The organism is Campylobacter concisus, assembly GCF_902460715.1.
Lineage (GTDB): Bacteria > Campylobacterota > Campylobacteria > Campylobacterales > Campylobacteraceae > Campylobacter_A > Campylobacter_A concisus_AK.
In genome coordinates this window covers 165,778-191,247 of the sequence record NZ_CABPUX010000001.1, presented here as the reverse complement: position 1 = coordinate 191,247, position 25,470 = coordinate 165,778, and the positions used below count along the sequence as shown (strand labels likewise).

Here is a 25,470-nt window from a genome sequence, read left to right as displayed (position 1 = left end):
AAATAATATGCATAAATATATGTAAAATATTTTGTATTTTTTGCTTTTTTAACTCAAAAATTTTTCAAAAAATTTAAGATAACGCCCAAATTTCGCTAAAAAGTTAAAATGGATTTAAAATGCTTTGGGATATAATTTGCGATAAATTTATCAAAAGGCTAAAGTGATGATAAAACAAATTTCTGGTTCACAGATGATAAGCGAAGCCTTGCACGAAGAGGGCGTTGAGATAGTTTTTGGCTATCCCGGCGGTGCAGCTTTAAATATCTACGACGAGACATATAAACAAACTTATTTTAAGCACGTCTTGGTTCGCCACGAGCAAGCAGCCGTTCACGCAGCGGACGGATACGCTAGGGTTAGTGGCAAAGTTGGCGTGGCTTTTGTGACAAGCGGCCCTGGCTTTACAAACGCAGTTACGGGCCTTGCCACAGCTTACAGCGACAGCATCCCAGTTGTGCTTATAAGTGGTCAAGTACCAACCTTTATGATCGGCACAGATGCCTTTCAAGAGATCGATGCAGTCGGCATTTCACGCCCCTGTGTCAAGCATAACTTCTTGGTTAATAGCGTCGAGGAGCTACCTCGCATCATAAAAGAGGCGTTTTACATCGCAAGATCAGGCCGCCCAGGACCAGTTCATATCGATATCCCAAAAAACGTCACTTCAAGGCTTGGTGACTTTGTCTATCCAAAAGAAATTTCTATCCCAAGCTACAAGCCAACCTATAAAGGCAACTCTAAGCAGATAAAAAAAGCAGCAGCTGCGATAAATGAAGCAAAAAGACCACTTCTTTACATCGGTGGCGGTGCGGTTGCATCAAATGCAAGCGAGATCATACGTAAATTTATGAAAAAAACAGGCATCCCAGCGGTTGAGACGCTTATGGCTCTTGGCGTGCTTGATGCAAAAGATGAGCTAAATTTAGGCATGGCAGGCATGCACGGCAGCTACGCTTCAAATATGGCTCTTAGCGAGTGCGACCTTCTTATCTCGCTTGGCGCTAGATTTTGCGACAGGGTCACTGGCAGAACGGACGAGTTTGCCAAACACGCAAAGATCATCCACATCGACATCGATCCAAGCTCTATCTCAAAGATCATAAACGCTCACTATCCGATAGTTGGCGACCTTACAAACGTGCTAAGCGAGCTTTATGAAGAGGTAAAAGGTGAGCCTAAAAACTATGCGCCTTGGAGAGAAATTTTAGATAGATATCAAAAGCTAAATCCACTTGGCTACACAGATAGCGACAAGGTCTTAAAGCCTCAATGGGTAGTTGAAGAGACCGCAAAGATAGTTGGCCCTGAGGCTATCATCGCAACTGACGTTGGTCAGCACCAGATGTGGGTGGCGCAGTTTTATCCATTTAACCGCCCAAGGCAGCTTGTCACAAGTGGCGGCCTTGGCACGATGGGATATGGCCTCCCTGCAGCGATCGGCGCAAAGTGCGCGAAACCTGAACATTTGGTTGTAAATTTCACAGGCGACGGCTCGATACTTATGAATATCCAAGAGCTAATGACTGCTTATGAGACAAATGTCCCTGTCATAAACATCATCTTAAACAACAACTTCTTAGGCATGGTGCGCCAGTGGCAGACATTTTTCTATGAAAAGCGCTACTCATCGACTGATCTTAGCTTGCAGCCTGATTTTGTAAAGATCGCTGAGGGATTTGGCGGCGTTGGCTTTGTTTGCAAGAGCAAAGATGAGTTTAAAAAGGCGTTAAAAGAGGCGATCAAGAGTAAAAAATCAGCACTTATCGACGTGAGGATCGACCGCTTTGAGGACGTGCTTCCTATGGTTCCAGCTGGGGCTGCGATTTATAATATGATATTAAAGAGCAAGGAAGAAAAATGAGTATCAGAAGAACGATTTCGGTTATAGTTTTAAATGAACATGGCGTTTTGGCTAGGATTTCTGGACTTTTTGCGGGCAGGGGCTACAACATCGACACGCTCACAGTCGCTCCGATACCTGAGAGCAACTTCTCGAGGCTAAGTATCGTCACAAGCGGCGATGAGAGGGTTTTAGAGCAGATCGTAAAACAGCTTCACAAGCTCATCCCAACATATAAGGTTATAGAAAGTGGCGAATTTGTCGAAAAAGAGATGGCACTTGTGAAAATCCCGCTTAGTGAAAATTTCGCTGGCCTTGAGGCGATACTAAAGACATACAATGGCATCGTCACAAACACAAACGAAAACTATATCGTCGTCATGGTGGCTGACGATGCGAGCAGAGTAGAGAGCTTTTTAAAATCGATAAAGAAATTTAACCCAGTTGATGTCGTGCGCGGCGGATCTGTGATAATGGATATATGATGAAACTAAGCGAAATAGCCTTAAAAGTAGATGCTACTTTTAGCGGAGAAGATCTTGAAATTTTTGCTCTAAATTCTTTAAAAAATGCAAATAAAGCTGAGCTAACATATTGCGACGGAGAGAAAAATGCTAAATTTATAAGCACCTCAAACGCTGGAGCTATCTTGGTGACAAAATCGCTTTTGGACTTAGTGCCAGCTGGTATGGTAGCGCTTGTGTGCGACAACCCGCACCTTGCATTTGCCATCCTTAGTAAAATTTACGCTAAGCCGCTTTTTTGCGAGCCAAAACCATCAAACATCGCCCAGAGCGCCACTATAATGCCAAATGTCTATATCGGCTCAAACGTGAGCGTGGGCGAAAACACGATAGTGATGGCTGGGGCGTTTTTGGGCGATAACGTAACTATCGGTAAAAACTGCATCATCCACCCAAACGTCGTCATCTATAATGACTGTGTCATCGGCAATGAGTGTCACCTGCTAGCAAACTGCGTTATAGGCAGCGACGGCTTTGGCTATGCGCATACAAAAACTGGTGAGCATGTGAAAATTTATCACAATGGCAATGTTGTTTTGGGCGATTTTGTCGAGATCGGCGCTTGCACGACGATAGATCGCGGCGTCTTTGAAAGCACTATGATCGCAAACTACACAAAGATAGACAATCTTGTTCAAATAGGCCACAACTGCGAGCTTGGAAATGGCTGCCTCATCGTCTCACAAACTGGACTTGCTGGCTCAACAGTACTGGGCAGAAACGTCGTCATGGGCGGACAAAGCGGCTCAGCTGGACACGTAAAAGTGGGCGACTTTGCGCAGATCGCTGCACGCGGCGGCGTTAGCAAAGACCTACTTGGCGGCAAAAAATACGCTGGAGCTTATCCAATAATGGAGCTTTCAGAGCAGTTTAAACTACAAGCAAAGATATTGAGATTTTTTAAGAAAAACTAAATTTGGCGGAGCTCTCCGCCAAATAGTTGTCGTACTTCTATAATTTAAATTTTCTATTGTTTTATTTCACCGCGATCACAAACTAACATTTATGGCTAACAAAAATAGCCAGCAAAGAGATCTAGTTTAGGCATTAGACTTAAATAAAATTTAACGCTCATAATAAAACGGCTGAACTAATATTAGCAAAGTGTTATAAGATGTAGCCATTTTTTGATGTAGAGAGCAGTCCTTCTACTGCAGGTTGTTTGCTCGTGGCGGTAAAAAGCAAATTTGGATACGTACTTTGATATATAAAAACTTCTAAAAGATATTAGCAAAACGCTGGTGGATAAAATTCTTTTTACTAATATGATTTGCCTAAATTTATAAGGTAATATCACACCAACACTTGTTTTATCACTTATTAATTTTAACTCTTTATGGTGGCTACTTAAAATGTGAATTTTACAAAAGAAATTTACAAAGCTAAATTTATTTTCTATTTTCGTCTAGGACTTTTTGCATGCTCTCTCTAGTTGCCTCTAGCCAGTTTTCTTTCGAGGTATCGACTAGATCAAGACAAAAGAGCTTGATGTCAGCTTTTTTAAAGCTAAATTCTTTCACTTTCATCGCATCGCTTCCGACGATTACGATAGGCTGAACCTTTAAATTTAGCTTTTCAACTAGCAGCTTTGCACCACCTTTAAATGGCAAGAGCTCTTTAGTTTGAGACCTTGTGCCCTCTGGAAATATCGCTAAAACACGGCCATTTTCTACTCTGTCTTTTGCTTCGCTTAAAAGCTTTATTAGAGAGTGCTTATTTTCTCGCTCGACTGCTATCATCTTTGGAAGGCTCAAAATTTTACCGATGATAGGGATCTTGCCTATCTGCGCCTTTGCGATCCAGCATATATTTTTAGGATGGATCTCTTCAAGCACGATGATGTCAAGCATGCTTTGGTGATTTATCAGCAAGATATTTGCTTCGTCGCTAAATTTACCGATAACTTCTAGCTTATATCCGCCAAAAAATCTCTGCGATCTGCCCCAAAATTTTCTTATGGCTCTATTTTTAGAGTTAAAGAGCCACATAAAAAATACGACAATAACGACGCTTATCACAAATTCAATAGAAAAGAAAAAAGCTCTAATTTTTGACAAGATCACCCTTTCTTACCCAGCCGATTTTGCCGTCGCTAAATAAAATTTTTGAGTAGTCATCTTTTGTGTCTAAAATTTCAACATTTTCGTTTTTACGAGATGTATAAAAAACGGTTGAATTTTTAGTTGGCAAGATAGTGACGCTCACATCTGGCTTAAGCACTGCTTTACCAAAAGGATTGTAAGTGTAAATCCCAAGTGCGATAAAAACAGCTGCCACAAAGAAGTAGCTTAGCTTTCTTCGCCATATCGCAAGCAAGATAAAGATAGCGACCAAAGAGTAGATCGTGATATCTTTGTAAGTGCTAAATTCGCTTTGTTTTGGATTTAGACCGATTTGCGTGCTAACCTCGTCCTCTTCGACGCTAACAGGCAGTGAAAAGCTCTCAAATTTAGCTTTTTTTAGATTGTAGTAGTTAAAGTCAAGCGTCTTTTTGTTTGGCTTAAATACCGCAAAATAATATGCGCTTTGCGAGTTAAAGTCGCCATTTATCGTATCTACGCCTTGCTTTAGGATCGTTTTATTTTCGATATTAAATGCGCTTAGATCGACATTGTTGCCGTAAATTTCAACGACCATGATGTTGTTTATATCATCAAATTTAGTCGTTTTAAATTTCTTCACCTCAAGGTTGTCAGCGACGATGTGGTTGTAGTTCTCGTCACTTCTAAGCTCTTTTAGCTTTGGTAAAAAGATGTTTATGTTTGAGTTTTGATAGTTCTCGCCATTTCTTTTTAGATCCAAACTAACTCGTAAAGTCTTTGCATCAATGCTCGTTGCTTCAAGGTAGAAAGTGCCGATATATTTGTTTTCTTCGCCTTTTACCCATTGAAAATTCTTCTTATTTAGCCATTTGATATTTGTCTCATCAAGCTGTGTCTCAAACTCAAACTCAAGGTCACTTTGCGTATCAGCTACGATCTCAACGCTAAAAATTTCTCCTACGACGACATTTTTAGGGATATTTGTCGCTTTTAAAAGGAGGTCTTTTATTTTTATCTTGTCATAAACTTGATTATCAGGGACGCTGATGTCTGGTTCGTTTGTCGGTACGATATTTCGCATCTGTTCTGGAGTGATACGCTCTGGCTGTGGGGCGATAGAGCGTGGAGAGACGAGCTTTCTTGATATATCTTCTTCGCTTGGAGTCTTTGTTTGCGGCTTTGAACTTGGGCTATTTACAAATTTATCCTCTCTTGCCTCATCCATCATGTCAAAAACGCTGACTTCATCAGTGTTTGCGGCAAATAAATTTAGCGCGAGTAGGGCGATAAAAAGTGTTCGTTTTACCAAACTAGCCCTTTTAACATCTTCATGCCATCATCTGTGCCTAAAATTTTCTCGCAAGCACGCTCTGGGTGAGGCATAAGACCAAAGATCCTCTTACTCTCATCGCAAATCCCAGCTATGCTATCAACTGAGCCATTTGGATTTATCTCATTGCCATTGATGTCACAGTATTTTAGCAGGACTTGCTCATTATCATATAGACTTTTTAGCGTATCTTCGTCGGTGTAGTAGTTGCCCTCGCCGTGAGCGATAGGGATATTTACTACTTCGTCTTTGGCTAAATTTGCTAGGAATTTATTGTTATTTGAGATCACTTTTAGGTGGTGGTATTTTGAGACGAAATTTAAATTTTCATTTCTTCTCATCGCACCTTTTAAAAGTCCAAGCTCTAGAAGCATCTGAAAGCCATTGCAAATTCCCAATATGTAGCCACCTTTTTTTGCATGCTCTTTTACAGCCTGCATAGCTGGGCTAAATTTAGCTATCGCAGCCGTTCTTAGGTAGTCGCCATAGCTAAAACCACCAGGCAAAACGACTAGATCAGCATCGATCTTATCTTCTTTGTGCCAGATGATCTGCGTTTGGCAGCCAAGTAGTTTAAAGGCGTGAGCTGTGTCTTCTTCGCAGTTTGTGCCAGGAAAAAGTATGATGGCTACTTTCATAGCACGATCTCGTAGTCTTCGATGACAGTGTTTGCTAGAAGCTCTTCACACATCACTTTTAGCTGCTCTTTTGCTTTATTCTTATCGCTCTCGTCGATATCTAAAACGATTTGTTTGCCTATCCTGACATTTGAAACGCCGCTAAACCCAAGTGAATTTAGCGCATGCTCCACTGCCTTACCAGCAGGGTCAAGGACCCCGCTTCTTAATGCTATATTTACAACAGCTTTCATCTTTGTCCTTAAGAAAGAATTCTTCTTAAAACTTCTTCGTAAGCTACTTTTACGCTACCAAGGTCTTGTCTAAATCTATCTTTGTCAAGTTTTTCGTTTGTTGTCGCATCCCAAAATCTGCAGCTATCAGGGCTTATCTCGTCAGCTAAGATGATGTTGCCATCTTTGTCGATACCAAATTCGACTTTGAAATCAACTAGTTTTAAATTTCTCTCTGCAAAGAATTTAAATAATATAGAGTTGATCTCTCTTGCTGTGTGTCTTAGTGTTTGTAGATCTTTTTCGCTCTTTACTAGACCCATGATGATGCAGTGCTCGTCAGTCACCAAAGGATCGTGTAAATCGTCGTTTTTATAGTAGAACTCAACAAGTGTAAAAGGTAAAACCGTGCCTTCTTTTATGCCAAGTCTTTTGCTAAGTGAGCCAGTCGCGATATTTCTCACAACAACTTCAAGAGGTATGATCTCGCATTTTTTGACCACTTGCTCAGTGTCGCTTATTGTCTCAACAAGGTCAGTGACGATACCTTTGCTCTCTAGCAGTTTAAAAAGCTGAGTAGAGATTTTGTTATTTAGCGCGCCTTTGCCAGCTTCGTTGCCTCTTTTTTGAGCATCAAATGCTGTTAGATCGTCTTTAAATTCAGCCACAAGTAGATTTGGATCGTCTGTGGCGTACATTTTCTTGCCTTTTCCCTCGTAGATAAGCTCTCTTTTTTGCATGTTGTTCTCCTTTAGATTATTGTTGTTTTATCTTTAAAATTTTGATCGTATCAATCGCTGTTTTTAACTGAATATCCTCATCGACTTTTTTCTGTGTGATGATAATTTTATCATCTTTTGCTTCAGTTTTATTGCCCTCACTTGTTGGATTTATCTTGTTTAGCTCGCTCTTTAGGTGTGCTTTTAGTTCGCTCTCTTTGATGCTAAATGCGCTATCATCACTTTGTGGCACTTTGCCAGGATGCACGACTACATCTGGTGTTACGCCAACAGCTTGGATAGTTCTGCCACTTGGCAAGTAGTATCTTGCGATGGTTAGCCTTAGCGCTTCTGTATCGTCTATTGGCAGGATCACCTGAACGCTACCTTTACCAAATGTATTTTCGCCGATTATCACCGCACGCTTATGATCTTGTAATGAACCGCTTACGATCTCGCTAGCGCTTGCACTTCCGCCATTTACAAGGACAACTAGTGGGAGTTTTGATAAGGTTTTGCTAGCGCTTGCTTTATACTCTACATTTTCAGATGCATCACGACCTTTTTGAGAGACGATGACGCCGTTATCTACGAAAAGATCCACTAGATCAACAGCTTGATTTAAAAGACCGCCAGGGTTGTTTCTAAGATCAAGTATGATGCCATTTGCTTTAGGATGCTCTTTGATCGCATCTTTTACCTTTGTGACGACGTTTTTGTCAAAATTTGTGACGCGTATATAAAGGATGTTTTCATTTTCTATCATTTTTGCATAGACAGACTCAACCTTTATAAGATCTCTTATGATCTTTACGTCAAATGGTTTTTGCTCGCCTTTTCGCAAAATCGTAATTGTTATCGGAGTTTTTGGCTTGCCGCGCATCTTATTTACAGCCTCATCTATCGTTGTGCCGATAGTTGAGTTGCCATCGATCCTTAAAATGATATCGCCAGCTTTTATGCCTGCTTTATCAGCTGGAGTGTCCTCGATAGGCGAGATAACGGTTAGTGCGCTATCTTTCATGCCAACTGTTATGCCAAGCCCGCCAAATTCGCCGCTTGTTTGCACCTGCATATCTTTATATGCTTTTTCATTTAAAAAGCTCGAGTGAGCATCCAAATTTTGCATCAAACCAGCGATGGCTTTGTCGATTATCTCTTTAAATTTAATGTCATCAACGTAGTATTTTTCAACAGTTGAGATGGTTTTTGTAAGTTTTGAAAGTGCTTCAAGTTTTGCACTCGCCTCATCTTCAGTTTTAGCAAAAAGTGCATTTACTGCTACGCTTGAGATGAGTAGGGCGCCTGTTATTTTTAGCGCAAAAGATCTAGTAAATTTATTCAAAATATCTCCTATATTTTTTGGCTTAATTTTATTAACATTTGGCTAAAAAAAGCATAAATTTAACCTTATATTTTTAACTTTTGTCTATTTTTAACACAAATTTATAACAGCAAATTTTAGCAATTATATAAAAAGAGTGACAAAGGCTATAAAAATACTTGACAATATAAGACTAAAGTTATATAATGCCGCCATTATAAAATAACTTAAGGAGCTTTAATGGCTGACATAACAGAAAATTTAACAGCGCAGATGCAAGAGACACTTGAAAAAGGCGTTAGCTTAGCGATCTTTTCTAAAAATCCACAAGTTGTGCCACTTCACGTCTTTTGGGCTTTGCTTGCTGATAGCAATTCTATTTTAAATCAAGTATTTAATAAGATGAACATAAGCAAAGACACAGTCGAGCTTGAGATAAAAAGCAAGATCTCGTCACTCCCAAGCAGCTCAAACGTCACAAAAGATAACGTTTCAGTTTCAAGAGAGCTTATAAATTCGCTTGAAAATGCAAAAGCTTTAATGGTAAGTATGGGCGATAGCTACATAGCTGTTGATACATGGATCATCTCGGCTCTTGAGCTTAGTGAGATCAAACAAATTTTGAGCAAATTTTGCGATATCTTAGAGATCAAAAAGAACCTTGAGAGCATAAGAGGTGGTAAAAAGATAGATAGCCAAACCGGCGATGATACCCTTGATAGTTTAGAGAAATTTGGTATCGATCTAACGCAAAAAGCGCTAAATAAAGAGCTTGATCCAGTCATCGGCCGTGATGAAGAGATCACTAGGATGATGCAAATTTTAATAAGAAAGAGCAAAAATAACCCTATCTTGCTTGGTGAGCCAGGTGTTGGTAAAACAGCTATCGTTGAGGGGCTAGCTCAAAAGATAGTGGCTCGCGATGTGCCAACAAGCCTTGCAAACAAGCGTGTTATCGCACTTGATATGAGCGCAGTTGTAGCTGGAGCAAAGTATAGAGGCGAGTTTGAAGATAGGCTAAAAGCTGTCATCGACGAGGTCAAAAAAGCTGGCAACATCATACTTTTTATAGATGAAATTCACACCATAGTTGGAGCAGGTGCTAGCGAGGGTGGAATGGACGCTGCAAATATCCTAAAACCAGCTCTTGCGCGTGGCGAGCTTCACGCTGTTGGTGCGACAACATTAAAAGAGTATAGAAAATACTTTGAAAAAGACGCAGCGCTTCAAAGACGTTTTCAACCAATAGACGTCAAAGAGCCAAGCGTAAATGAGGCATTGCAAATTTTACGTGGTATAAAAGAGCGTCTTGAAGTTCACCACGGCATCACGATAACAGATAGCGCGCTAGTTGCCGCTGCAAGGCTAAGCGACCGCTACATCGCAAACCGCTTCTTGCCAGATAAGGCGATAGACCTTATAGACGAGGCAGCAGCTGAGCTTAAGATGCAAATAGAGAGCGAGCCATACGAACTTTCAAAGATAAAACGCGAGATCGTAACGCTTCAAGTAGAAAAAGAAGCTCTAAAGATGGAGGATGCTGATAAAAACAAAGAAAGACTTGGCGAGATCGAAAAAGAGATAGCTGATCTAAATGAGAAAAAGCTAGCACTTGATACTAAATTTGAAAACGAAAAGGCAGTTTTCGGCGGAATTTCAAAAGCAACAAAAGAGATCGATAGCTTAAAATCACAAGCCGAGATAGCAAAAAGAAATGGTGATCTTCAAAAGGCTGCCGAGATAGAGTACGGCAAGATAGCGGACGCTAAAAAGCACAAACACGAGCTTGAAGAAAAATGGGAGCACATGAAAAAAGAGGGCGTGCTTCTTAAAAATCAAGTCGATGAAGAGCTTGTAGCTGAAATTTTGAGCAAATGGACTGGAATTTCAGTTAAAAAGATGCTAACAAGCGAAAAAGAGAAATATCTGCGCATCGAAGAGCATCTAAGAGAGAGCGTTGTCGGTCAAGATGACGCACTACACGCACTTGCACGTGCTGTTAAGAGAAACAAAGCAGGGCTAAATGAGGGTCAAAGGCCGATTGGTTCATTTTTATTCCTTGGACCAACAGGCGTTGGTAAAACTCAGTCTGCTAAGGCTTTGGCTAAGTTCTTATTTGACGATGAGAAGGCGCTTATCCGCTTTGATATGAGCGAATATATGGAAAAACATAGCGTGAGCAGGCTTCTTGGTGCGCCTCCAGGATATGTAGGTTACGATGAGGGCGGACAGCTAACAGAGGCAGTTCGCAGAAGACCTTACTCAGTCATACTTTTTGACGAGGTTGAAAAGGCTCACAAGGATGTATTTAACATACTTTTGGGCATTTTAGATGATGGACGCGCGACTGATAATAAAGGCGTAACGGTTGATTTTAAAAACACGATCATCATTTTAACTTCAAACATCGCTTCAAATTTCATAATGGAGCTAAAGGGTGAAGACCGTGACGTGGCTGTTAAAAACGAGCTTAAAAACTACTTTAAACCTGAGTTTTTAAATAGGCTTGATGATACTATCATCTTTAATCCTCTAAACGAGCAAGGCTTAATATCTATCGTTGAGATCATGTTTAAAGAGCTTGAAAAAACTCTTCATAACCGCGGTATCAAGGCAGTTTTAAGCGAAGAGGCTAAGAAATTTATCGCAAAAGCTGGCTTTGACATAGTTTATGGCGCAAGACCTCTTAGAAGAGCGCTTTATGAGCTAGTTGAAGATAAGATCGCTGATATGATTTTGAAAGATGAGCTTGAAAGTGGCGATGAGATCACCATTGATAGCGACGGCGAGAAGATCATCATTAAGAAAAAATAACTTCAAATTTACTTGGCAGGTCGAAATTTGACTTGCCAAGCCTCGCATAAATTTAACTAATATCCTTATTTGATCTGTAATAAAATATAAAAAATAGCACACAAAGCATCGCTACAAAGGCAAAGACTATCAATGTGCCATCTTTAAATGAGCTTAAAAACATACCATTTGTATTCATCCCAAAAAAGCCAGTGATGAAATTTAGCGGCAAAAATAGAGCCGAAATGAGCGTCAAGAGGTAGATATTTTTATTTATCTTGTCGTTTTTAGCGCTTTGTATAAATGTATAGATGTCTTCGACCCTGCAGGCATATTCGTTGGCTATTGTTTTAAAGACGCTTGCTTCGTGGATGCTGTTTTTAAGCTCTTTTTTTAGCCCTTGCTGCTCACTTTGACATATTGCAAGAGCTTCGTAAAAGTGCGAAATGCTATTTTGAAATTTTCTGATCTCATACTTTAAAAAGTGGTGTCTTTTTATAAATTTGTCAAAATTTTTCTGACTTGCATAAATTTTCTCATACTCATTTAGCTCGTCTTGGTGCTCTAAAATTTTATTTGCAAATTCATTGCAAAGTCCCTTAAGAGCTGCTTCAAACGCGCTTTTGTCACATTCATGCTCAAGATCTTCTTTGTAAATTTTGCCATCTTTGAATAAAAATTTAAAAACTTGCTTTTGTGATGATGAGATGAGCGTGATGTAGTCAAATGCATCTCCATAAAAATATCCACAAACTACGTTTTTATAGCTCATCTGCGCTCCTTTTTGCGTAGAAATTTCGCTTAAATTTAGCAAATTCGCCGATCTCTATCGCCTCTCTCATCTCTTTCATCAAATTTAGATAGTAGTGCAGGTTGTGAAGGCTTGCTAGTCTAAAAAACGTTAGCTCTCTAGCCTTAAAAAGGTGGTTTAGATAGCCTCTTGAGTAGCGCTTGCAGGTGTAGCACTGGCAGGCTGGATCTATCGGCGCGTGGTCGTTTATAAATTTGGCTGATTTGATATTTATCTTGCCAAAGCTAGTAAAAAGCGTGCCGTTTCTTGCGTTTCTTGTTGGCATAACGCAGTCAAACATATCGACGCCTCGCTCGACGTTTTCTACAAGATCTTCAGGCGTGCCAACGCCCATTAGATAGCGCGGTCTAAGCTCATCCATAAATGGCATAACCGCCTCAACCGTGTCATACATCGCCTCGTTGCTCTCGCCAACACTAAGACCTCCTATCGCAAGGCCGTCAAATGGCATCTCGTTTAGTGCCTGCGCACAAAATTTACGTGCCTCATAGTCGGTGCCGCCTTGAACGATACCAAAGATATTTTGGTTTAGCCCAATGCCCTTGCTTTGCATAAATTTGTGATAATCAATCGCCTCTTTTGCCCATTTTATCGTTCGCTTTATGCTTAGATCTATCCTTTTTGGCTCAGCAGGCAAGGCGACTAGATCATCAAGTATCATCATGATGTCGCTGCCTAGCTCATACTGCGTGTCAAGGACGGATCTTGGCGTGAAGTAGTGCGTGCTGCCGTCGATGTGGCTCTTAAATTTTATCCCGCCATCGTCGTTTTTGGTGTTTGACCTAAGCGAAAATGCCTGAAATCCGCCGCTATCAGTTAAAAACGAGCGATCAAATTTAGAAAAGCCGTGAAGTCCACCAAACTCACGCACGACCTTGCTGCCAGGGCGCAGATACATGTGGTAGGTGTTTGCTAAAATTATCTTTGCGTCTAAAATTTCACTCATATCAAAGGCATCTAGGCTTTTAACTGCGCCAACCGTGCCAACTGGCATGAAAACTGGCGTTTGTATCACGCTGTGAGCGGTTGCTAGGACGCCTCGCCTTGCATTGCCATCTTTTTTTATAACTTCAAATTTCATCTAAGTCCTTAAAATTCTTGATTTTTTATTTTAACAAAAATTATAATATAATCCAGAAATTTTAAGGCAAAGGAACTTTTTGCAAAAGAGAAATGATATCGTTTTTACCGAAGCAAACGGCACTGCGACCATAAAATTTGCAGGCGAGTTTAGCTATAAAGACGCAAAAAATTTACAAAGCATTTTTAAAAAAATCCAAAAGCTTAAAGGCAATGTTAAATTTGACTTTAGCGAGCTAAAGAGCATTGATTATGCTGTTTTGATCCTTTTAAAAAACACGCTAAATGGCAAGAAATTTGAGATCATCACAAATGATGAGAAGATAAAGGCGATGAGCGATCTTTTAAATGACGAGAAGATCGATTTTAAATATATGCCGCCTCACAATAGCCTAAATTTTTTCTCACGATTGGGGGAGAAAATTTGCGAGGGATTTGTAAATTTGCTTGAGTTTGGCTCGTTTTTGGGCGAGTTTTTGATAAAGAGCGTAAGGATTTTATTTAATCCTGCAAATTTAAGGTTTAGAGAATTTAGCAACTATATAAAAGATGGTGGCGTAAATGCCGTTTTCATCGTATCGCTCACCGCTTTTTTGATAGGCGTTGTGCTTGCTTATCTTGGCAGTGCGATGCTTGCAAGCTTTGGGGCAAGTATATTTATAGTTGAGATCATGGGCATGCTAACGCTTAGAGAGGTGGCTCCGCTCATCGCTGCTATCGTCGTGGCGGGCAGGTCGGCCTCCAGTTTTACCGCGCAAATAGGCGCTATGAAGCTAACTGAGGAGATAGACGCGATGAAGACGATGGGTTTTGAACCATTTAACTTCTTGGTGCTGCCGCGCATCATCGCCATGGTGCTTTGCGTGCCTGTCATCATCTTTATAGCTGATAGCATAAGCATCTTAGGGCAGATGATCATTTGCCAAACGATACTTGATATCAGCTTTAGCGACTATCTCAATAGATTTCGCGAGATGGTCGAGCTTAGGCACTTTGCTGTTGGTATGATAAAGGCTCCGTTTTTTGGCGCGGTGATAGCGATCATTGGGTGCATGAGGGGATTTGGCGTTAGTCAAAACGCCCAAAGTCTTGGAGCGATGACAACCGTTAGCGTTGTAAATGCGATATTTTGGGTTATCGCGCTTGATGCATTTTTTGCGATAATTTTTATGTGGCTAAAGATATGAACGAGATAATAGTTGGAAAAAACATAACGACAAGTTATGGTGACAAGATAATGCACGATAATGTGAGTTGGAGCGTCAAAGAGGCTGAAATTTATGGCTTTTTGGGCGGCAGTGGCGCTGGTAAAACGACGCTTATGAAGACGATGATATATCTAAAAAAGCCAAGCAAGGGCGATATATTTTTTGATGGCGTCAATATGTGGAAAAGTAGCCAACAAGAACAACAAGAGATAAAGCTAAAAAGTGGGACGATGTTTCAGTTTGGAGCGCTTTATAGCTCGATGACGATACTTGATAACGTGGGTGTTTTGCTCCATGAGTACTCTAAATTTAATAAGCGTCAGATCGATGAGATAGCGATGTTTTGGATACAAAAGGTGGGGCTTAAAAAAGAGGTTTCAATGCTCTATCCAAGCGAGCTAAGTGGCGGTATGAAAAAGCGTGCTGCGCTTGCAAGAGCCTTGGTGCTAAGTCCAAGGGTGCTATTTTTAGATGAGCCAAACAGTGGCCTTGATCCTGTTAGCTCACGCCAGATGGATGCGCTCATAAAAGAGCTTCGTGATAGCATCGGCGTAACTGTCGTCATGGTGACGCATGATGCGGATAGTATTTTTGATATTTTGGATAGATTTTTGATAATAGATAATAAAAAAATAGCCTTTGAGGGAGATATAAAAGAGCTTGAACATCTTGAAAATAACCCACTTGAAGAGCTATTTAAAATGAGGAAAAAGTAGATGGAAAATAGAAATTCTTATACCATTGTTGGCATGTTTTTCATAGCCTGCCTTACAGCGTTTGCTATATTTATCTGGTGGATGACTAGCAAAAATAATACGAAAGTTGATTTTAAGGAGTATTACATCCACACAAGCGAGCTGCCAAGCGGATTAAAGGTGGATTCTACGGTTAAATTTATCGGTGTGCCAGCAGGAAGCGTTAGTGATATAAATTTTGTCGATGATAAAAACGCTCTTATAAACATCACAATGAAGATAAGAGAGGACCTGCCTATCAAGGCTGATAGCGTGGCAAGCATCGAAGTTCAGGCTATTAGTGGCGTGGCTAGTATCAATATAAGCCGAGGCACGAAGGATTTTAAACCAGGCGATAAGCCTATCTTAAAGCTTGAAGAGAGCCTTCTTTCAAAGCTTGGAAACAACGCTGAAAACATCACTTTAAAGATAAATCAAACCCTTGATAAGGTTGATGGCTTTTTCTCGGCTGAAAATATCTCTCACATCGAGTCAATCCTAAGAAATATCGATAAATTTACACAGGTTTTAACCGATGAAAATGGTCTAAGCGAGGTTGATAGCATCGTTAAAAATGTAAAAAATTTCACCGATAGTTTAAACAAAACCGACACAAAAGAGCTTGCTAAAAATTTAAACACTCTAATCGCAAGCGCAAATTCAGTCTTTAAATCAGCAAATTTGGCTGTCACTGGATATAGCTCGCTTCAAGATATCGTCACTCAAAAGGTAAAAAACGGCGAGTATGACCTTAGAAACACCGTCTCACCGCTGCTTAGAGAGGCTAGCGATTTTTTAAATGGATTTGACAAGACGCTACGTGAGTTTAGAGGCGCGCTTCAAAGACTTGAGGACAATCCTTACGAGTTTTTCTTCACAAATCCAGTGCCAAATGACAAAGGAGATAAAAAATGAGAAATTTAATCTTTCTAGCGGCTACATTTTTATTTTTTGGCTGCTCGCTAAAGACCGACGTGCCAATGGCAACTATGTATGAAATTCACTACTCAAACAAAGAGTGCTCGGCTGAAAACAAGCAAAAAGAGCTAAAAAATGTCTTCATAGAAAACGTAAGCGCCCTTGATATGGTCGATACCAGAAAAATTTTAATCGTCGCTGAAAACAATAAGATAAGGTATTTGACAGACGCTAAATTTGTCTCTGAGCCAAGCGAGATGATCTATAAGTCGCTTGTAAAAGGGCTTTACTCAAACTGCGCTGCAAAGCCGATATTTTCGCCAAATGCAAAGGATCTTAGGCTAAAAGTTAGCATCATTTCACTTCAAATAAGAGGCGACAAGGCCGAAGTTTCGCTAGCGTATGAGCTATTTAACGCAAACACCTCGCTAAAATCAGGCATGATCACAAAAGAAATTTTCTGCCCAGATCCAAGCTCAAGCACCATTTTTGAGACGATAAACAAGGCTGCAAACTCAGCTATCGATACTTTAATCTCTGAAATAATCTACTAAAATTTTCTTAAATTTTTTGGCTGTGAAAGCTTAAATTTACAGCCAAAAATAGCTTATTTTAAAGACCTTTTGTTATAATGCGGCTTTAAAATACGGAGAATTAATGAAGAAAATTTTAATAATCGCTGGTGGAGCTTTTGCAAGAAATTTTTTAGATAGACTTCTTGGAGCAAAGTCAAATTTACACCACTACATCGTTGTTTCAAATGAAGATCACAGCCAAAAGGCAAATTACGAAAACTTCACATTTTATCAGTTTGATCCAACTAGCCTTTCAAAGCTAAAGAGCATAAGTGATGGCTATTTTAGCCAGTTTTGTATTGTGAGTGAGAACAAAAATGAAGCGGTTGCTGTTTATGAAAATTTAAGACAGATCAGCACAAAGACTGAGACCATTTTTATGAACTCGTGGGAGCTTGATGAAAAGTGCAAGGAGACTTTTGCAAGCGATAAGCATCTAAGCGTGGTTGATATAAGAGATATCGCAGCTTCTAGGCTCATGGACTATCTGCCAGACATGCCTGTGTATGCTGATAATATCGGCTTTAGTGAGGGCGAGATCATGGAGGTTAAGGTGCCTATTGGCAGCTCATATATGTATCGTCATGTAAGCTCGATCGCTCAAAAAAGATGGCGGATAGCGCTCATTTACAGGGGCGCTGAGATCATCTTGCCAAAGCCAAATACAATGATCCAGCCAAGCGATATCTTGCTAATCGTTGGCGATCCAAACGTGCTTCAAAACGTTTATCGCTCGATAAAACGAGAAAGTGGGCAGTTTCCAAGTCCATTTGGCAGCAACATCTACACGCTAATCGACATGAGATCAATGAGCAAAGAGCGAGTTAGCAAGCTCATAAAAGATAGTCTATATGTGCATTCAAAGCTAAATAACAAACGCCTTATCTTTAGGGTGATAAACCCAACTTTAGGCGAAAATTTAGAGACGCTAAAGGCGATAAAAGAGAAAAATATCCTTGTTTTGATGGATTATTTTAATAGCGATAATAAATCGATAAAAGATGACGTTTTAAAGCACGACATCGGACTAATCATAAGCGATGATAGATACTTTTTTAAATTTCAAAAGCTATTTTATGAGCTTAAAATCCCAGTACTAAAAACGGGCAAAATTTTGCTCTCAAATATAAAAGAGGGCGTGATACTTGGCGATCAAAGCCAAGAGGTCGAAAATCAATCAGCCGTCATTACAGACTGCTGCGCGCAGCTTGATTTGGAGATGAGATTTTACTATTTTGATAACAAGCATAGCGACGATGAGGCGCTAAAAGAGCACTTTGAGAGCATTAGCACGCTCTTTTCAAAGCGCATAAAGATAGAACATCACAGCCTGAAAAACCCGCTTGTAAAGCTAAAGGGCACAAATGATCTGCTTCATTTTGTGATGTTTACTAAAAACGTGGCAAATGGTAGCGTCTTTGCCTTTTTATCGACAAATTTAAATAGACTTTATAAAAAACTAAGCCAAAACGCACAGCTTTTTGTGCCAGTAAGTGAGTAGAAAATGCAGATAAATTTAAACCTTAAGGAAAAGGGCTCAAGCTATAAAATTTATATAAACGAGCTTGAGAGATTAGAGCTAAAGGGCAAGGTCGGCATCGTCACAAATGCCAAAGTAGCGGGGCTTCACCTTGAAAAGCTACTTAGCGTTTTAAAGTGCGATGAGAAATTTATCATAAGCGTGCCAGATGGCGAGGAGTATAAAAATTTAACAACGATAGAGCAAATTTTAGAGCAGCTTTTTGTTAGTAAATTTGACCGCTCATCTACACTCATAGCTCTTGGCGGTGGCGTTATCAGCGATATGACTGGCTTTGTGGCAAGCATATATGAAAGAGGGATAAACTTTATTAATATCCCAACCACGCTTTTAGCGCAAGTTGATGCTAGTGTTGGCGGAAAAACAGGGGTAAATAACAAATTTGGTAAAAATTTAATCGGTTCATTTTATCAGCCAAAGGCAGTTTTTTGCGAAATAAATTTCTTAAAAACATTGCCAAAGAGAGAATTTGCAGCTGGTGTGGCTGAGGCTTTAAAGATGGCTGTGACATTTGATAAAGAGATGTTTAACTGGCTAAAGAGCGTAAATTTAGACGATGAAAATTTAGCAAAGCTAGTTGAAAAGTCTATAAATTTAAAGACTAGAGTGGTTGAGCAAGATGAGAAAGAAAAGGGGCTAAGAGCCATCCTAAACTACGGCCACACCTTTGCTCACGTCATAGAAAACGAGACAAACTACAAAGAATTTTTACACGGCGAAGCGGTGGCGATAGGTATGAATATGGCAAATCGCCTAAGCGTTAGGCTTGGTCTAATGAGCGAGGCGCAGGCAGAGGAGATCAAGCAGGTATTAGTGAAATTTGATCTGCCCGTAAGCTATAAAATAGAAAATGAATATGCATTTTACGAGGCGTTTTTTATGGATAAAAAGACAAAAGGTGATAAGATAAATTTCATCATCGCAGATAAAATCGGTAGTGCGTTCATCAAAAATGACGTCAAAAAAGAGGACGTTTTAGAAACTTTGAGAGAATTTAAATGAAAAAGATCCTAGTTTTTTTAGTTTTTTGCTTTGCACTTTACGCTGAAGAAAACGCCACACTTGAGCAAAATGTCTCACAAAATTTACAAAATAGCGAGCTTATAAAAGAAATTTCAAACCTAGATAACTCCCTAAAAAACAACATCTGGATCACGAGATACGCTAACTACAACACCTATCAAAAGCTTCTTGATGAGCTAGAGCAAAATGAAAATGAGCTTAAAAAGCTCGATAAAGGCTCAAAAAGAGGTGGCGATCTCATAAAGAGAAGTCAAACTCTAAAAGAGCAGATAAATTTGCTAAAAGAGTATGAGAAAACGCCATTTTCAAATATGCTAGCAGCCCCAGAAATGGAGACACCACCTAGGATAAATAGCCCAGTGGCGCTGGTATCTGGCTTTTCATACATCAAAAAGATAAGAAGCGACAAGATCGAGTACCAAAGACACATCAAAGAGCTTGACACCTTGCTTGAGAAGCTTGAAGCAAAAGAGAATTTGCTAAATAGACTAAATTTGATAGATGATAGCGAGCAAAATAGAGCAAGTCTAAACCTTGCAAAGCAAGAGATAGGCGACTTCAAAGCGGCAAAACAGATCGCTGATACCACTTATAGCGTCTATGAAAAAAGGGCAGATGAAGCGGTAAATATGACAACCTCTGACATAAAGGCTCAGTTTTTAAGCATGGGCTACACAGCCATCGTCATCCTTTTAACGATCGGACTAACGTTTATCGCTAAATTTATCGTTAAAAGAACGATCACGGATAACGAGAGATTTTACACGGTCAATAAATTCTTAAACGTGCTAAACATCACCGTTATCATCATAATCCTGCTCTTTTCGTACATCGAAAACGTCACATATCTAGTAACCGTGCTAGGTTTTGCCTCAGCTGGTATCGCCATCGCGATGAAAGATATGTTTATGAGTATGCTTGGCTGGATGGTTATCATGTTTGGTGGCACGATCCACGTGGGCGACCGCGTCAGAGTCTATCACGACGGGAGCGAATTTGTGGGCGATGTGATAGACATTTCGCTGCTTCGCTTAACCGTTTTTGAAGATGTTAGCTACTCGACCTATAAGACAAACCGCCGTGCAGGTAGGATCATCTTTGTGCCAAATAACTACATCTTTACAGACCTCATCGCAAACTACTCACACTACGGCATGAAGACCGTTTGGGACGGCATAGATGTCGTGATAAGCTTTGATAGTAATCACAAAAAGGCCGCCTATCTAGCAAAAAATATAGTAAAAAAATATTCAAAAGGCTACACTGACATCGCAAAACGTCAGATGAACAAGCTAAGAAGCCAGTACAGCATCAAAAATCCAAACGTAGAGCCAAGAATTTATACATTTTTTGAGCCTTACGGCATAAATATCTCATGCTGGTTTATGTCAAACTCATACGCCACGCTCGCTCTTAGAAGCACGATAAGCGCTGAGATCATAGAGGCATTTTTGGCTCACGACGATATAAAGATAGCTTACCCAACACAAACTATGTTTATAGGCAAAAAAGAAACGCCAAGTGATCACGTAGCTCACGCTGAGCAAGAGGGCGAAAATATCTAATGCAAAAGATATTTTTTAAGACATTTGGATGCCGCACAAACATCTATGACACCGAGCTTTTAAAGAGCTACATAAAAGACTATGAGATCACAAACGACGAAGAGGGTGCTGATATCGTCGTGATAAATTCATGCACCGTTACAAACTCGGCTGATAGCGGAGTTAGAAACTATATAAACGGCGTAAAAAGACGTGGCGCAAAGGTGATACTAACAGGATGTGGCGCAGTTAGCAAGGGTAAGGAGCTGTTTGCAAGCGGCATTTTTGGTGTGCTAGGAGCTAGTAAAAAGAGTGATCTAAACGAGCTTTTAAAACAAGAGAAGCCATTTTTTGAGCTTGGAAATTTAAACTCAGTCGATAAAAACATCGTCACAAACTACGAAAATCACACAAAGGCTTTTATAAAAATTCAAGAAGGTTGCAACTTTAACTGCAGCTACTGCATCATCCCTTCAGTGCGTGGCAGAGCTAGGAGCATGGACGAGGCGATGATCTTAAAAGAAGCTAGAATTTTAGCTCAAAATGGCTATAATGAGCTCGTCTTAACTGGCACAAACATAGGCAGCTACGGCAAAGATACAAATAGCTCTCTTGGCAAATTGCTAGCAAATTTAGGCAAAATTTCAGGCATCAGACGCATAAGACTTGGCAGTATCGAGCCAAGCCAGATAGATGAGAGCTTTAGAGAAATTTTAAAAGAGGAGTGGCTGGAGCGCCATCTTCACATCGCACTTCAGCACACGAGCGAGGCGATGCTAAAGATTATGCGCAGGCGAAACAACGCATTTAGCGACTTAGAGCTTTTTAATGAGCTAAGCTCACTTGGCTTTGCTTTGGGGACTGACTATATCGTGGGTCATCCAGGTGAGAGTGAAGAAATTTGGGCAGAAGCGGTAGAAAATTTCAAGAAATTTCCTATCACACATCTGCACGCTTTTGTCTATTCAACTAGGCGTGATACGCACTCAGCGACACTAAAAAGCGACGTTAGTGGTGATGTGGCAAAGGCAAGGCTAAAAGTTTTACAAGGCATTGCTTTTAAAAACAATGAAAATTTTAGAAAAAATCATAACGGAGCTTTAAAAATTTTAGTCGAGCAAAAAAATGGCGACTTTTACGAGGGCTTTGATCAGTTTTACAACAAAGCTAAAATTTCTAGTCAAAAAGACATAACAAAAGAGTGGTTGGAGGTAAGCGAATATGAAATTAAGCCAGATGCCAATTATGCAAAAATTTAAATTTAATAAGAAAAATATCCTGATAATAGCCGCTATGGCTCTGATAATAGCACTACTTTTTGCTGTTAGCAAAGAGCCACGAAACATCACCTACTCGCAATATATGCAACTAATGGATGGAAATTTCATCGATAAAGCGGTCATCGACGAAGATGAAGTCATACTCTATGCGCAAAATAACCGCTTTGCCATCATAAAAGAGGGCATAGACATAAAAGAGCTTATCAAAAAGGTCCCAGTCGAACGAAGCGTGCAGTATATCACGCCTGGCATGGTCTGGGGAAGCATCATCTTTGTTTGTCTTGTGCTTTGGTACTCCTATATTTTTCGGGCTATTAAGAAGAAAGAGGAGAGTCTTTTAAACAAAAAGGACGGCGCTTTTGAGATAGAAAGCGTGCTAAATCAAAATGCGATGCCAGTCATTTCAAACGTGAGATTTAGCGATGTAGCGGGCATTAGCGAGGTCAAAAGCGAGCTTAGTGAGATAGTTGATTTTCTTAAAAATCCGCAAAAATATAAAAATTTTGGTATCAAAATGCCAAAAGGCGTGCTGATGATAGGCCCTCCAGGAGTTGGTAAGACGCTTGTGGCAAAGGCGGTCGCTGGCGAGGCAAATGTGCCGTTTTTTTACCAAAATGGCGCAAGCTTTGTGCAAATTTACGTCGGCATGGGCGCAAAAAGAGTTAGAGAGCTCTTTAGTAGAGCCAAATCCTACGCACCTTCAATCATCTTTATCGACGAGATAGACGCTGTTGGTAAGAGTAGGGGTGGCACTAGAAACGACGAGCGAGAAGCCACGCTAAATCAGCTGCTAACCGAGATGGACGGCTTTGAGGATAACTCAGGTGTCATTGTCATAGCTGCAACAAACAGGATCGAGATGATCGACGAGGCGCTACTTAGATCAGGCCGCTTTGATAGGCGTATATTTTTATCAATGCCTGATTTTAACGACAGGGTGGCTATCCTAAATACATATCTAAGAGATAAAAACTGTGAAGTGTCAGCCGAGGATATCGCTAGGATGAGCGTTGGCTTTTCTGGTGCGGCACTTAGCACGCTTGTAAATGAAGCAGCGATAAATGCTCTAAGAAACGGCGAAAGCGTGCTTAGGATGAGAGACTTTGAGGCTGTTTTAAACAAGGTCTTGCTCGGCAAGAAAAAGGTGCTAAGCTACAGCGAGAGCGAGAAGAAAATTCAAGCCATCTATCAAGGCGCAAAGGCGCTAAGTGCTTACTGGTTTGATGTGAAATTTGAAAAAATTTCGCTCATAGAAGACCGCTTTATGGCAACTGAGCAAGAGATCGAGTCAAAGTCACAGATGCTCTCACGCATAAAGGTTTTAATCTCTGGCATGTGCAAGCTCGAGATAGATGAGAACGACATCTTTTCAAACTCAAGCAACGATCTAAATTTAGCAAAAGAGATCGCCTCAAAGATGGTTTATGAGTATGGCATGGGAAATTCTTTCGTGCCAAATCCAAACGATGTGGAAGAAATTTTAAAACAAGCAAAAGATGAGATAATCTCATTTTTAAAGGGCACGAACGAGCAGATCGCAAGGATAAGCTCATATCTGCTTGCTTACGAGAGCGTAGATAAAGAGACGCTTGCTAAAATTTTAAATGAAAACTACTAATAAAGGAGAAAAAATGAAAGCAAAAATAGGAATTCTAACTATGTCAGATCGCGCAAGCGAGGGCACATACGAGGACAAATCAGGACCAGCGATCAAAGAGGTGCTTGACGGCTGGATAGTAAGCGAAAGAGAGTATTTTTACGAGGTGATCCCTGATGAGCTTGATCTCATAAAAGAGAGGCTCGTGCACATGATAGACGTGCTAGGATGCGACCTTGTGCTAACGACTGGAGGCACAGGACCAGCAGTAAGAGACGTCACTCCAGAGGCTACTGAGGCGGTTTGCGAGAAGATGATGCCAGGCTTTGGCGAGCTAATGAGAGCTGCGAGCTTAAAATATGTTCCAACAGCGATCCTATCACGCCAAACAGCAGGCATAAGAGGCCATGCGCTCATCATAAATTTACCAGGTCAGCCAAAGGCGATAAAAGAGTGCTTAGAGCCGGTATTTCCAGCGGTGCCATACTGCATCGATCTAATCGAGGGTGCGTTTATCGAGACTGATGAAAACGTGATGAAAGTTTTCCGCCCAAAACAAAAGAAAATTTCTTAAAATTAATCCACAATAGAGCCTAAATTTAAGCTAGCTATCTTTTTGTGGCAGCTAAATTTAGGCTATTTTAAATTTATATATTCAAATTTGGTGATAATTAATAAAATTTAGTATTTTTGTAGTAGCCGATGATTAGTTGGCTGGCACACTAAGTAGCAACAGCTAAATTTTGCAATCCTTTTTAACAAAAAGGAGATCACTGCGCTAATAACAAAATCTGTATCTGAAATTTGCTATTTTGCTTTGAGCAATACTAAGTTTGACAAAATAGTAAAAAATGCAAAATATAGAGCAAATATTAAATCATGTTTTTATTGTTGCTAAATTTATGCAACCCTTTTTAACAAAATGGACTACCACACCAATAACAAAGTCTGTATCTGAAATTTACTATTTGTGTAATGATAAATTTGACAAAATAGGGCAGGTTTTTGTGGCAAAAGCTATAAAATTTCAGAGTAAATTTTAAATTTGATAAAACTCTAAATTTATACAAAAGATATGAGAAAAGCTAGAGTTGCTAACCAATAATTTTTGCATCGCTTATGACAATTCGCATAGCATAAAAATTAAAAAGACAAACATGGCTAGTCAATTTTAACTTAAATTTTTGCCATTCTACATAAAATAATATGTAAAATTTTATGCAAATAAGTCTAAATTTGCTCGTTTTTGCTCTCTGCTATCTTTTTTATAAGCTCTATATCGCCACTCATTGCAAGATTCATAAAGCAAATGCCACTTGCGCCTGCTTTTATGGCCTCTTTGTAGTTCTCACTGCACAGTCCGCCAAGTGCGTAAATTTCTTTATCAAGGCTTTTTAGTTCGTTTATAAAATTTAGCCCTTTTGGCTCAAAAGCTGCCTTGCAAGAGGTGGCAAATTTTTAAATTTTTATAACTTTTTTACTTCATCTATTAGCTATCTTTTTATACTTGAAGCTTTATTTTTAGCTACAAATTTGATTTTTGCTTTCGTGTGCATCTTTTTTGACTAGTTTTTAAATTGTTGCCGATGTCAAATTTGTAGCTAAAAATAAAGCTTCAAGTATAAAAAGATAGCTAATAGATGAAGTAAAAAAGTTATAAAAATTTAAAAATTTGCCACCTCTTGCAAGGCAGCTTTTGAGCCAAAAGGGCTAAATTTTATAAACGAACTAAAAA

22 protein-coding genes and 1 pseudogene are annotated in these 25,470 nt (G+C 39.8%); 14 read left to right on the top strand and 9 right to left on the bottom strand.

Going from position 1 to position 25,470, the window contains the following annotated elements:
- Nucleotides 1-169 precede the first annotated feature (169 nt).
- The 3 genes from F3G91_RS00880 to lpxD are packed head-to-tail and all read left to right on the top strand — an operon-like array spanning nt 170 to nt 3,281.
- On the top strand, nt 170-1,864 hold the full coding sequence (locus F3G91_RS00880) for an acetolactate synthase large subunit (protein ID WP_223227827.1): 1,695 nt from the start codon (nt 170-172) through the stop codon (nt 1,862-1,864).
- 2 nt (nt 1,865-1,866) lie between these two features.
- A complete protein-coding gene (gene ilvN, locus F3G91_RS00875; RefSeq protein ID WP_223227826.1) occupies nt 1,867-2,328 on the top strand; it encodes an acetolactate synthase small subunit in 462 nt (153 codons plus the stop codon).
- Complete coding sequence (lpxD, locus tag F3G91_RS00870) at nt 2,328-3,281, top strand: UDP-3-O-(3-hydroxymyristoyl)glucosamine N-acyltransferase (protein ID WP_149700405.1); 954 nt, start codon at nt 2,328-2,330, stop codon at nt 3,279-3,281. Before ilvN ends, lpxD begins: the two co-directional genes overlap by 1 nt.
- A 474-nt stretch (nt 3,282-3,755) precedes the next feature.
- Here the strand turns inward: lpxD and F3G91_RS00865 are convergent, their stop codons facing one another.
- Genes F3G91_RS00865 through F3G91_RS00840 form a run of 6 tightly spaced genes read right to left on the bottom strand, consistent with a single transcriptional unit; the run spans nt 3,756 to nt 8,620 of the window.
- On the bottom strand, nt 3,756-4,424 hold the full coding sequence (locus F3G91_RS00865) for a lysophospholipid acyltransferase family protein (protein WP_107936809.1): 669 nt from the start codon (nt 4,422-4,424) through the stop codon (nt 3,756-3,758).
- Nucleotides 4,411-5,718 (bottom strand): SH3 domain-containing protein, encoded by a 1,308-nt coding sequence (locus tag F3G91_RS00860; protein WP_103596686.1) that lies wholly within the window; start codon nt 5,716-5,718, stop codon nt 4,411-4,413. Before F3G91_RS00860 ends, F3G91_RS00865 begins: the two co-directional genes overlap by 14 nt.
- Nucleotides 5,712-6,377 carry a phosphoribosylformylglycinamidine synthase I gene (purQ, locus tag F3G91_RS00855; protein WP_087582173.1) on the bottom strand — a complete coding sequence of 222 codons (666 nt, stop codon included), beginning with the start codon at nt 6,375-6,377 and terminating at the stop codon, nt 5,712-5,714. The genes F3G91_RS00860 and purQ overlap by 7 nt, the downstream gene beginning before the upstream one ends.
- On the bottom strand, nt 6,374-6,610 hold the full coding sequence (gene purS / locus F3G91_RS00850; protein WP_009293857.1) for a phosphoribosylformylglycinamidine synthase subunit PurS: 237 nt from the start codon (nt 6,608-6,610) through the stop codon (nt 6,374-6,376). The genes purQ and purS overlap by 4 nt, the downstream gene beginning before the upstream one ends.
- Nucleotides 6,611-6,618: 8 nt before the next feature.
- Entirely contained in the window at nt 6,619-7,329 is a 711-nt protein-coding gene (purC, locus tag F3G91_RS00845) for a phosphoribosylaminoimidazolesuccinocarboxamide synthase (protein WP_009293856.1), read from the bottom strand.
- 16 nt (nt 7,330-7,345) lie between these two features.
- Complete coding sequence (locus F3G91_RS00840; protein ID WP_223227825.1) at nt 7,346-8,620, bottom strand: S41 family peptidase; 1,275 nt, start codon at nt 8,618-8,620, stop codon at nt 7,346-7,348.
- Between the two features lie 252 nt (nt 8,621-8,872).
- Between F3G91_RS00840 and F3G91_RS00835 the strand changes: the two genes are divergently transcribed.
- Nucleotides 8,873-11,446 (top strand): ATP-dependent Clp protease ATP-binding subunit, encoded by a 2,574-nt coding sequence (locus F3G91_RS00835; protein WP_149700403.1) that lies wholly within the window; start codon nt 8,873-8,875, stop codon nt 11,444-11,446.
- Nucleotides 11,447-11,498: 52 nt separating this feature from the next.
- Here F3G91_RS00835 and F3G91_RS00830 read toward each other — a convergent pair whose 3' ends face one another.
- A complete protein-coding gene (locus F3G91_RS00830) occupies nt 11,499-12,197 on the bottom strand; it encodes a CorA family divalent cation transporter (RefSeq protein ID WP_149700402.1) in 699 nt (232 codons plus the stop codon).
- Complete coding sequence (tgt, locus tag F3G91_RS00825; protein ID WP_149700401.1) at nt 12,187-13,317, bottom strand: tRNA guanosine(34) transglycosylase Tgt; 1,131 nt, start codon at nt 13,315-13,317, stop codon at nt 12,187-12,189. The genes F3G91_RS00830 and tgt overlap by 11 nt, the downstream gene beginning before the upstream one ends.
- A gap of 79 nt (nt 13,318-13,396) precedes the next feature.
- On the opposite strand from tgt, the gene F3G91_RS00820 reads away from it, so the two are divergent.
- The 10 genes from F3G91_RS00820 to mog all read left to right on the top strand — a co-directional run bounded on the left by F3G91_RS00820 (nt 13,397) and on the right by mog (nt 24,309).
- On the top strand, nt 13,397-14,503 hold the full coding sequence (locus tag F3G91_RS00820; RefSeq protein ID WP_012001686.1) for an MlaE family ABC transporter permease: 1,107 nt from the start codon (nt 13,397-13,399) through the stop codon (nt 14,501-14,503).
- A complete protein-coding gene (locus F3G91_RS00815) occupies nt 14,500-15,240 on the top strand; it encodes an ABC transporter ATP-binding protein (protein WP_009293777.1) in 741 nt (246 codons plus the stop codon). Before F3G91_RS00820 ends, F3G91_RS00815 begins: the two co-directional genes overlap by 4 nt.
- Nucleotides 15,241-16,173 carry an MlaD family protein gene (locus F3G91_RS00810; protein WP_149700400.1) on the top strand — a complete coding sequence of 311 codons (933 nt, stop codon included), beginning with the start codon at nt 15,241-15,243 and terminating at the stop codon, nt 16,171-16,173.
- Nucleotides 16,170-16,730: an ABC-type transport auxiliary lipoprotein family protein gene (locus F3G91_RS00805; RefSeq protein ID WP_107969682.1), complete on the top strand. Its 561-nt coding sequence runs from the start codon at nt 16,170-16,172 to the stop codon at nt 16,728-16,730. Before F3G91_RS00810 ends, F3G91_RS00805 begins: the two co-directional genes overlap by 4 nt.
- A gap of 103 nt (nt 16,731-16,833) precedes the next feature.
- The gene (locus F3G91_RS00800) at nt 16,834-18,252 is read left to right on the top strand and encodes a COG3400 family protein (RefSeq protein WP_149700399.1); all 1,419 of its coding nucleotides are present in this window, start codon (nt 16,834-16,836) and stop codon (nt 18,250-18,252) included.
- Between the two features lie 3 nt (nt 18,253-18,255).
- Nucleotides 18,256-19,293: a 3-dehydroquinate synthase gene (gene aroB, locus F3G91_RS00795; RefSeq protein WP_149700398.1), complete on the top strand. Its 1,038-nt coding sequence runs from the start codon at nt 18,256-18,258 to the stop codon at nt 19,291-19,293.
- Nucleotides 19,290-20,879 carry a mechanosensitive ion channel domain-containing protein gene (locus tag F3G91_RS00790; protein WP_103608192.1) on the top strand — a complete coding sequence of 530 codons (1,590 nt, stop codon included), beginning with the start codon at nt 19,290-19,292 and terminating at the stop codon, nt 20,877-20,879. Before aroB ends, F3G91_RS00790 begins: the two co-directional genes overlap by 4 nt.
- On the top strand, nt 20,879-22,117 hold the full coding sequence (mtaB, locus tag F3G91_RS00785) for a tRNA (N(6)-L-threonylcarbamoyladenosine(37)-C(2))-methylthiotransferase MtaB (RefSeq protein ID WP_149700397.1): 1,239 nt from the start codon (nt 20,879-20,881) through the stop codon (nt 22,115-22,117). The genes F3G91_RS00790 and mtaB overlap by 1 nt, the downstream gene beginning before the upstream one ends.
- A complete protein-coding gene (locus F3G91_RS00780; protein WP_149700396.1) occupies nt 22,104-23,756 on the top strand; it encodes an ATP-dependent metallopeptidase FtsH/Yme1/Tma family protein in 1,653 nt (550 codons plus the stop codon). The genes mtaB and F3G91_RS00780 overlap by 14 nt, the downstream gene beginning before the upstream one ends.
- Before the next feature lie 13 nt (nt 23,757-23,769).
- The gene (gene mog, locus F3G91_RS00775) at nt 23,770-24,309 is read left to right on the top strand and encodes a molybdopterin adenylyltransferase (protein WP_009293784.1); all 540 of its coding nucleotides are present in this window, start codon (nt 23,770-23,772) and stop codon (nt 24,307-24,309) included.
- Between the two features lie 656 nt (nt 24,310-24,965).
- Here the strand turns inward: mog and F3G91_RS00770 are convergent.
- Nucleotides 24,966-25,178 (bottom strand): annotated as a pseudogene (locus tag F3G91_RS00770) (thiamine phosphate synthase); the annotation flags it as partial.
- Nucleotides 25,179-25,470: the final 292 nt, after the last annotated feature.

What these genes read in the sequence shown, in the direction of transcription:
- lpxD (WP_149700405.1), top strand. Translation starts at nt 2,328, where the DNA reads ATGAAACTAAGCGAAATAGCCTTAAAAGTAGATGCTACTTTTAGCGGA.
- purQ (WP_087582173.1), bottom strand. Translation starts at nt 6,377, where the DNA reads ATGAAAGTAGCCATCATACTTTTTCCTGGCACAAACTGCGAAGAAGAC.
- purS (WP_009293857.1), bottom strand. Translation starts at nt 6,610, where the DNA reads ATGAAAGCTGTTGTAAATATAGCATTAAGAAGCGGGGTCCTTGACCCT.
- purC (WP_009293856.1), bottom strand. Translation starts at nt 7,329, where the DNA reads ATGCAAAAAAGAGAGCTTATCTACGAGGGAAAAGGCAAGAAAATGTAC.
- F3G91_RS00835 (WP_149700403.1), top strand. Translation starts at nt 8,873, where the DNA reads ATGGCTGACATAACAGAAAATTTAACAGCGCAGATGCAAGAGACACTT.
- F3G91_RS00830 (WP_149700402.1), bottom strand. Translation starts at nt 12,197, where the DNA reads ATGAGCTATAAAAACGTAGTTTGTGGATATTTTTATGGAGATGCATTT.
- tgt (WP_149700401.1), bottom strand. Translation starts at nt 13,317, where the DNA reads ATGAAATTTGAAGTTATAAAAAAAGATGGCAATGCAAGGCGAGGCGTC.
- F3G91_RS00815 (WP_009293777.1), top strand. Translation starts at nt 14,500, where the DNA reads ATGAACGAGATAATAGTTGGAAAAAACATAACGACAAGTTATGGTGAC.
- F3G91_RS00810 (WP_149700400.1), top strand. Translation starts at nt 15,241, where the DNA reads ATGGAAAATAGAAATTCTTATACCATTGTTGGCATGTTTTTCATAGCC.
- F3G91_RS00805 (WP_107969682.1), top strand. Translation starts at nt 16,170, where the DNA reads ATGAGAAATTTAATCTTTCTAGCGGCTACATTTTTATTTTTTGGCTGC.
- F3G91_RS00800 (WP_149700399.1), top strand. Translation starts at nt 16,834, where the DNA reads ATGAAGAAAATTTTAATAATCGCTGGTGGAGCTTTTGCAAGAAATTTT.
- aroB (WP_149700398.1), top strand. Translation starts at nt 18,256, where the DNA reads ATGCAGATAAATTTAAACCTTAAGGAAAAGGGCTCAAGCTATAAAATT.
- F3G91_RS00790 (WP_103608192.1), top strand. Translation starts at nt 19,290, where the DNA reads ATGAAAAAGATCCTAGTTTTTTTAGTTTTTTGCTTTGCACTTTACGCT.
- mtaB (WP_149700397.1), top strand. Translation starts at nt 20,879, where the DNA reads ATGCAAAAGATATTTTTTAAGACATTTGGATGCCGCACAAACATCTAT.
- F3G91_RS00780 (WP_149700396.1), top strand. Translation starts at nt 22,104, where the DNA reads ATGCAAAAATTTAAATTTAATAAGAAAAATATCCTGATAATAGCCGCT.
- mog (WP_009293784.1), top strand. Translation starts at nt 23,770, where the DNA reads ATGAAAGCAAAAATAGGAATTCTAACTATGTCAGATCGCGCAAGCGAG.